The 8605-nt window shown below is 70.6% G+C and carries 2 protein-coding genes; both read left to right on the forward strand.

The window, feature by feature from the left end:
• A partial coding sequence (locus NA10_RS34740; RefSeq protein WP_157556984.1) for a non-ribosomal peptide synthetase occupies positions 1–8195 on the forward strand: 8195 nt, incomplete at its 5' end.
• Positions 8196–8245: 50 nt separating this feature from the next.
• The coding region (locus tag NA10_RS34745; RefSeq protein WP_157556986.1) for a hypothetical protein at positions 8246–8605 on the forward strand (360 nt) is incomplete at its 3' end.

An 8605-nucleotide genomic window follows, 5' to 3' on the forward strand; every position in this document is an offset into this window, starting at 1 on the left:
TGGTCGCCCCGGCCGCCCCGCGTGCCGATCTCGCCACCGCCCCCGTCGCGCATGAGGTTCCGCTCCCGCCCGATACCGCCGAGCGCCTGCGCGCGCTGGCCGCGCAGTGCCAGGTCACGGTGAACACGATCGTGCAGGTGGCGTGGGCGCTGCTGCTGGGCGAGCGCACCGGTTCCGCCGATATCGTGTTCGGCGCAACGGTATCCGGCCGCCCGCCGGAACTGGCGGGCGCCGAGCGCATGATCGGCATGCTGGTGAATACCGTCCCGGTGCGCATCGCCCTGGACCCCGCCGAATCCATCGCCGATCTGCTGGCGCGCGTACAGCGTGAACAGGCCGCGCTGGCCGAGCACCAATTCCTCGGCCTGGACGAGATCCACGCGCGCACCGGTCTGGGCGCGTTGTTCGACACCGCGACGGTCTTCGAGTCCTATCCGGTCGACGCCGCGGCACTGACCGCCGCGACCAGGCAGGCACAACTCGCGGTGACGGGTATTCGCGCACACGACGGTACGCACTATCCGCTGTCGCTGGCGACGTACGCGAACCCCGGACTCCGGCTCGAGCTGACCCGTTCACCGCTGTACTTCGATGCCGCGCAAGCCGATTCGATCGCCGACGGACTGGCGCGGCTGCTCATCGCCCTCACCGAGGACCCGCGGCGGCGCACCGCGACACTGCGCACCCGCGATCCGATGGATACCCCCGCCGTGCGGTCCGGCACGGCGGCGCGACCGGTCACGGTGCTTCCGGACCTGCTCACCGCGGCCGGACTACCCGATGCGATCGCGGTCACCGATCCACCGGGCGATCCGGCGGGTGAGCTGACCTATGCGGAGCTGGACGCGTACGCGAATCGACTGGCGCGCACCCTGATCGAGGCCGGCGCCGGTCCCGAACGAACCGTGCTGGTGGCACTGCCGCGCTCGCTGCGCGTCATGGCGGCGATCTGGGCCATTGCCAAGACCGGCGCGGCATTCGTGCCGGTCGACATCGCGCAGCCCGCCGCGCGGACACTGGCGATGGCTGCCGAATGCGCTGCGACACTGGGTATTACCGATTCGGCGCAGGGGTCCGCGCTGCCCAGCGAGGTCTCCTGGTTCCCACTGGACGACCCGGCAACCACCGCGCGCATCAGCGCGGCATCCGCCGCCCCCCTCACCGATGCCGACCGGATCGCTCCCCTTCGTCCCGAGCATGCGGCCTATATCGTCTTCACCTCCGGATCCACCGGCACCCCGAAGGGCGTGGTGGTCACCCACTCCGGCCTGTCGAACCTGACCGCGGCCACCGCGCAGCGCTGCCGCATCGATGCGAGCGCCCGCGTCGTGCACTGCTTGAATCCGGCCTTCGATGCCGCGATCCTGGTGTGGCTCTGCACCTTCGCGGCGGGCGGAACCCTGGTCGTCGCCCCGCCCGACGCCAATGCCGGAACCGAACTCGCGGCGGTCCTGCGCGGGAGCGCCGCCACCCACCTGATCTGCACGCCGACCGTACTGGCCACCCTCGACGCCGCCGACTTGCGCACGGTACGGGAGATCGTCACCGGGGGTGAGCCCTGCCCGCCCGCCCTCGTCGCCCGTATGACCGCGACCGCGACGGCCCCGGGGCATGGACTCGCACATTCCGACGCCGGGGCGACCGCCGCCGCGAATGTCCCACGCGTACTGGTGAATTCATACGGTCCGGCCGAGACCACCGTCGCCACCGCGTACGGCGAGCCCATGACCGTCGAGAACACGGCGATCCTGGGTTCGCCGGTACCCGGTGCGACCCTGCTCGTCCTGGACGGCTGGCTGCGCCCGGTCCCGGTGGGCGCGATCGGTGAGCTGTATGTGCGCGGTCCCGGTGTGGCGCGCGGATACGCCGGTCGCACCGGTCTGTCGGCGAGCCGATTCGTCGCGGACCCCTTCGCGGCCGGACAGCGGATGTACCGCACCGGTGACCTCATGCGCTGCACCGCAGCGGGATTCGAGTTCGTCGGCCGCACCGATTTCCAGGTCAAGGTGCGCGGAATCCGGGTGGAGCCCGGCGAAGTCGACGCCATGCTGGTGACCCATCCCGGGGTCGAGTCAGCGATCACCGTCGCCCGCCAGACCTCCACGGGGGCAACGGTTCTCTGCTCCTACGTCACGCTCACCACACCCGAACCCGAGTCGCCGACAGTCGCTTCCGCCGCAGCCCCCGCCGCAACCCCGGAGGTCACCGAGCTGATCACCTGGGCGGGTGAGCGGCTGCCACGCTATCTGCTGCCGTCGAGCATTCAGGTGCTGGCGGAGCTGCCGCGCACGCGCACCGGCAAGATCGATCTGCGCGCGCTGCCGGAACCCGTTGTGGTGCGGGCGGAATACATCGAACCGGTCGGCGCGGAGGTGATGATCGCGGCGACCTATGCCGAGGTGCTCGGTCATGAAAAAGTCGGCGCGCACGACGATTTCTTCGCCCTGGGCGGCGATTCGCTGATCGCCACCCGTATTTCGGCACGCCTGGCCGCCGCGTTCGGCACGGCCGTCCCGGTCCGCCTGCTGTTCGAGGCCCCGGTCGTCGCCGATCTGGCGCGGCGGCTGACCGAGGGCGAGCGGATCGCCGCCGATCCGGAGCTGGTGCGCGGCCCGCGTCCGGAGCCGATTCCGCTGTCGCCCGCCCAGCAGCGCATGTGGTTCGTGAACCGCTATGATCCCGACTCCCCGGCTTACAACGTGCCGGTGGCGCTGCGGCTTTCGGGACACCTGGATCTGTCCGCGCTGCGCATCGCGCTGCGCGATGTGATCGAACGGCATGAGACCCTGCGAACCGTGTACCCCGATATCGACGGTGTCGGCGGTCAGCTCATTCTCCCGGCGGCGGAGGTTCCGCTCGATCTGGAAGCGGTGTCGGTGACGGCCGAAGAACTGCCCGAGGCGGTACTCCGCACGGTGACAGCGGGTTTCGACGTGACCGCGGCGGTACCCCTGCGGCTGCGGCTGTTCCGGCTCGCACCCGAGGACCATGTGATCGTGCTGGTCGCCCATCACATCGGCACCGACGGTTTCTCCATGGCCCCGCTGACCCGCGATGTGGCCGCCGCCTACGCGACCCGCGCCGCCGGACGGCAGCCGGTGTGGGCTGAGCTCCCGGTGCAGTACGCCGACTACACGCTGTGGCAATTGGCGCGACTGGGCGCGGAACAGGATCCGGAGTCCCTGCTCGCCCGGCAGCTCGACTACTGGTCGCGGACCCTGGCGGACCTGCCCGATCACCTGGACCTGCCCGCCGACCGCCCCCGCCCGGCGCGCGCCTCGCATCGGGCCGGGGAGTGCACGGCACGGCTGAGCGGTCCACTGACGGCCGCGATCGAGCACTGTGCCCGCAGGCACCGGGCCACCCCGTTCATGGTCGTACACGCGGGGCTGGCGGTGCTGCTGGCCCGGCTGAGCGGCGGTGCGGACGTGGTCGTCGGCACGCCGGTGGCCGGTCGCGGGCACCGGGATCTCGACGATCTCGTCGGCATGTTCGTCAACACCCTGGTCCTGCGCACGGGCGTGCGGGCGGGGGATACCTTCGCCGAACTGCTCGACCGCGTGCGCGAGACCGATCTGGCCGCCTTCGAACAGGCCGATGTACCGTTCGAGCGCCTGGTCGAGGTGCTGGCCCCGGTGCGCTCGGAGGCCCGCCACCCCCTCGCCCAGATCATGCTGATCTTCCAGAATCTGGAGATTCCGGAACTGCGGCTGCCGGAGCTGACCGTCGCGCCGATCGACCTGCCGCAGACCAATACCCGGTTCGATCTGAGCCTGACCGTGGTCGCGGACCCCGAGGGCATGGCGCTGCGGTGTGGTTATGCCACAGACCTTTTCGACGAATCGACGGTATCGGCCGTCGCCGAGCGGCTGATTCGCCTGCTGACCGTCGCCACGGCCGAACCGGCCGTGCCGGTGGGGGATATCGATCTGCTGACCGATCTGGAGCGCCGGGAACTGCTGAGCGAGGCCGTCCCGGCCGCCGCGCCGCGCACCCTGGCCGACCTCATGGCCGATGCCGTCGCCGCGAATCCGGATGGCGTCGCGGTGGTCTGCGGCGCCGAGCGGCTCACCTACCGGGAGATCGACGAGCGCGCCGCACTGCTCGCCGGACGACTCGCCCGCGCCGGAGCCGGTCCGGAAACACTGGTGGCCGTGGGCATTCCGCGTTCGGTCGACTCGGTGCTCGCGATCTGGGCCATCGCCCGCACCGGCGCGGCCTTCGTGCCGATCGATCCGGCGTATCCGCCCGAGCGGATCGCTCGCATTGTCGAGGTGTCCGGCGTGAGCCTCGGGCTGACCGTGGCCGCGCAGCGCGACCGGCTGCCGGATTCGGTGGAGTGGTGGAGTCTGGACGGGCCGGGGGATGCGGGCACCCCGGCACCGATCGCGCAACGGGCGCGGCCGGAGCATCCCGCGTATGTCATCTTCACCTCCGGTTCCACCGGCGCGCCCAAGGGCGTCATGGTGACGCACGCCGGATTGGCGAATCTCGCCGTGGCACAGCGTGACCGCGATGGCCTCACCGCCGATTCCCGCGTATTGCAGGTGGCCTCACCGAGTTTCGACGCCTCGGTGCTGGAGCTGATCATGGCGCTGAGCGCGGCCGCAACCCTCGTGGTCGCCCCGCCGACCGTCTTCGCCGGACCCGATCTGGCGGAATTGCTCGCCCGCGAACAGGTCTCGCATATCGCCATCACCCCCTCGGCCCTGGCCACGGTCGACCCGGCGGGACCGGACGCCCTGCGCATGATCATCACCGGCGGCGAGCCCTGCCCGCCCGAACTGGTCACCGCCTGGGCCGCGCCGAATCGCCTGCACTTCAACGATTACGGACCCACCGAGACCACGGTGTGGGCGACCGGCAGCGCCCCGCTGCGCGCGGGCGATCCGATCACGATCGGCGCGCCCGCGCCCGGCGTCCGCGCACTGGTCCTGGACGACCGGCTGCGCCCGGTCCCGGAGGGCGTGATCGGTGAGCTGTACCTGGCCGGAATCCCGCTGGCGCGCGGCTATGTCGCCCGCGCCGACCTGACCGCCGCCCGCTTCGTCGCCGATCTCTTCGTACCCGGTGAGCGCATGTATCGCACCGGTGACCTGGTTCGCCGTCGCAGCGGGCAGCTGGAATACCTGGGCCGCACCGATACCCAGGTGAAACTTCGCGGCCTGCGCATCGAACTCGGTGAGGTGGAAGCGGCGCTGACCGCCGATCCGGCGGTCGCCCGCGCGGTGGCACTGGTGCGCGAAGACGGGCACGGCGGCATGCTGGTCGCCTACATGGTGCCCGAGACCGGCGCGACCATCGATCCGGCGGTACTGAAACGGGAAGTGGCCCAGCGACTTCCGTCGTACATGGTGCCCTCGGTCATCATGTCCCTCGATGAGCTGCCGCGCACGCCCAACGGCAAGCTGGACCCCGATGCCCTGCCCGCGCCGATGCTCACCGTCGGTGCCCAGGAACCGCCCGCGGGTCCGGGGGAACAGGCGGTGGCCGAGGTCTTCGCCGAGGTCCTCGGTATCGATCAGGTCTGGCGCGATGACGATTTCTTCGCCCTGGGCGGCAATTCGCTCATCGCCACCCGCGTGGTCGCCCGGCTCGGCGGTGCGCTGGGCATCGCGATTCCGGTGCGCGCGCTCTTCGACGCCCCGACCGTGGCCGAACTGGCCGAGCTGATCGCCTCGGGCGCGGCGACCGATCGCCCGGTGCCCGGCCCGCGCCCGCGCCCGGAACGCGTACCGCTCTCTGCGGCGCAGCAGCGCATGTGGTTCCTGAACCGTTACGACCCGGGTTCGCCGGTCTACAACATCCCGGCCGCCTTCGAAGTCGAAGGGGCCCTGGATATCACGGCGCTGCGGGCGGCCGTCGACGATGTGGTGGCCCGCCACGAAACCCTGCGCACCATCTATCCGACCGGGCCGGACGGCCTGCCCCATCAGCGGATCCTGCCCGCGACCCCGGGTGCCACACCGCTCCTCGAAATCGCCGGCAATGCGGGCGAAGTCACCCAGCGCCTGACCTCCCAACTCTCGCGCGGCTTCGACATCACCCGGGAGCCGCCGCTGCGGGTCTGCGTCCTGCACACCGCACCCCGGCACGCCGTGCTGGCCCTGGCCGTGCACCATATCGCCGCCGACGGCTGGTCCATGGCACCGCTGGCACGAGATGTGCTGGGCGCGTATCTGGCCCGCGTCGCGGGGGAGGAGCCGCACTGGACTCCGCTGCCGCTGCAATACGCCGACTACGCCCTGTGGCAGCGAGAGCTGCTGGGCTCGGACACCGATCCCGCGAGCCTGGCGCACCGGCAACTGGAGTTCTGGCGCACCACCCTCGCCGGTCTGCCCGAGGTGCACGCGATTCCCACCGATCGCCCCCGCCCCGAAATTCCCTCGGGTATCGGTGATCGTATCGAATTCGCCGTTCCCGCAGCAGTTCACGACAGCCTTCAGGTGCTGGCGCGGACCCGAGGGGCCAGCCCGTTCATGGTCGTGCACGCGGCCCTGGCGGTGCTGCTGGCCCGGCTGTCCGATCGGACCGATATCGCTCTCGGCTCGGTCGTCGCGGGTCGCGGTGACGGCGAATTCGACGATCTCGTAGGCATGTTCGTGAATACGGTGGTGCTGCGCTCGCATATCGATCCGGCCGCCCCGTTCACCACCACCCTGGCCGCCACCCGCCGCGCCGATCTCGCGGTCTACGGCAATATGGACCTGCCTTTCGAACGCCTGGTGGAGGCGCTGGCCCCGGCCCGTTCGACCGCACAGCATCCGCTGTTCCAGGTGCTGCTGGCCTTCCAGAATGTGGATATCCCTCGAACCACGCTGCCGGGCTTGGAGATTCGCCCCGTCGAGGCCCCGGCCCCGGGTTCGAAATTCGATCTCGAATGGATGCTGGCTGAACAGTTCGGCGCGGCCGGGGAACCGAACGGCATCACCGGTTCGCTGACCTTCGCCACCGATCTCTTCGATCGCGCCCGCGCGCAATTCATGGCCGACGCCTTCGTCGCACTGCTGACGGCGGTGGCCGCCGCCCCGCAGGCTCCGGTGGGTGATCTCGACATCCCCGGCGGGCCGCCCCCGCTCACGGCGAGGATTCAGGACGAGGACCGCCCCGCGGTGCGGATTCACAGCGAGCCGGAGCGCCGCCCCTATCGCGCACCGCGCACCGCGGCCGAACGCGCCCTGGTCGAATCCTTCACCACCGTCCTGGCCGCCGAGCGCATCGGCGTCGACGACAATTTCTTCGAGATCGGCGGAAACTCCATGGCCGCCGTCCAGTTGGTGACCCTGGTCCGCGAACGCACCGGAATCCCCATGCCGCTGCAATGGATGTTCCTGGACCCCACCCCGGCCGCCCTGGCCCGCCGGCTCACCGAGGCCGCCGAACAGCCGGAGGTGGAGCCGTCCCTGCGGGTGCTGCTGCCCATGCGCCCGATGGGGGACGGTCCGGCGCTGTTCTGTATTCACCCCGCCGTCGGATTGGCCTGGTGCTACGGCGGACTGGTGCAGTACATCGACCGCGCGCACCCGGTGTACGGACTGCAGTCCCCGGGTGTGGTGGACGGCGGCACCGCCGACCGCACCATCGGTGATCTGGCCGTCCGCTATGTCGAGGAGATGCGCCGGGTGCAGCCCGAGGGGCCGTATCACCTGCTGGGCTATTCGGCGGGCGGTCCGATCGCGCACGCCATCGCCGTCGAATTGCGTCGTCGCGGTGCGGAAGTCGGCTCGCTGATCATGATGGATGCCCGCGCGCGGGTGCGGATCACCGATGACGCGGATCTGCCGCCGCTGGCCATGCTGCTCGCCGAATTCGGTGGCCTGGACGTCCCCGCCGGATACGAGGGCGTGACACCGGCGCAGGCGGCCGATCTGCTGGCGGCGTCCGGAATCTCCTTCACCGCAACCGAAATAGAGCACTTCTACAGTGACCTGCGGCATCTGCTGCGGCAGCTCTCCGAGCATGAGCCCGAGGTGTTCGACGGTGATCTGCTGTTCGTGTCCGCCACCGGAAATCCGGATCCGACGCCCAACCTCGAGACCTGGCGGCCGTTCATTGCCGGACAGATCACCGACCAACCGGTCGCCTTCACGCACAACCAGTTGGTCACCGCCACCGCGCTGGCCGAGATCGGCCCGCTCGTGAGCGCCTATCTCGATCGCCCGGCGAATCCTATTGGCAATGACCCCACCTGGTGAACAATGGGCGGGGACAACCCGCTCGGCTAGGGAAGGCTCCAACTGTGTCGGTGAACGAGAAACGGCGGCTGCTGCGCGCGGCGGCGGTGGGGCTCGGTGCGCTCGGCGCCGGAGAACTGCTGGCCGCGGCGCGGGGCGGCTCGGTCATCGACGGGATCGGGCGGCTGCTCGCCGACACCGTGCCGGTGCGGGTGGTCGAGACCGTGGTGGCCAGATCGGGGCGGCACGACAAACAGGCCACTCGCGGCGGCGTCGCGGTGAATATCGTTGCCGCGTCGGCCGGAGTGGCACTGCTGCCGGAGCGACTGCGCACACCCGCGGTGACCGCGCTCGGCGCGGGCGCGGCGGCGGTGGGATTGCGCGGTGCGAATCCGTCGGTGCCGGGCGCGCTCGGCGGCATCGCGGCGGCC

The sequence above is a fragment of the Nocardia acidivorans NBRC 108247 genome (assembly GCF_001625085.1).
Taxonomy (GTDB): domain Bacteria; phylum Actinomycetota; class Actinomycetes; order Mycobacteriales; family Mycobacteriaceae; genus Nocardia; species Nocardia acidivorans.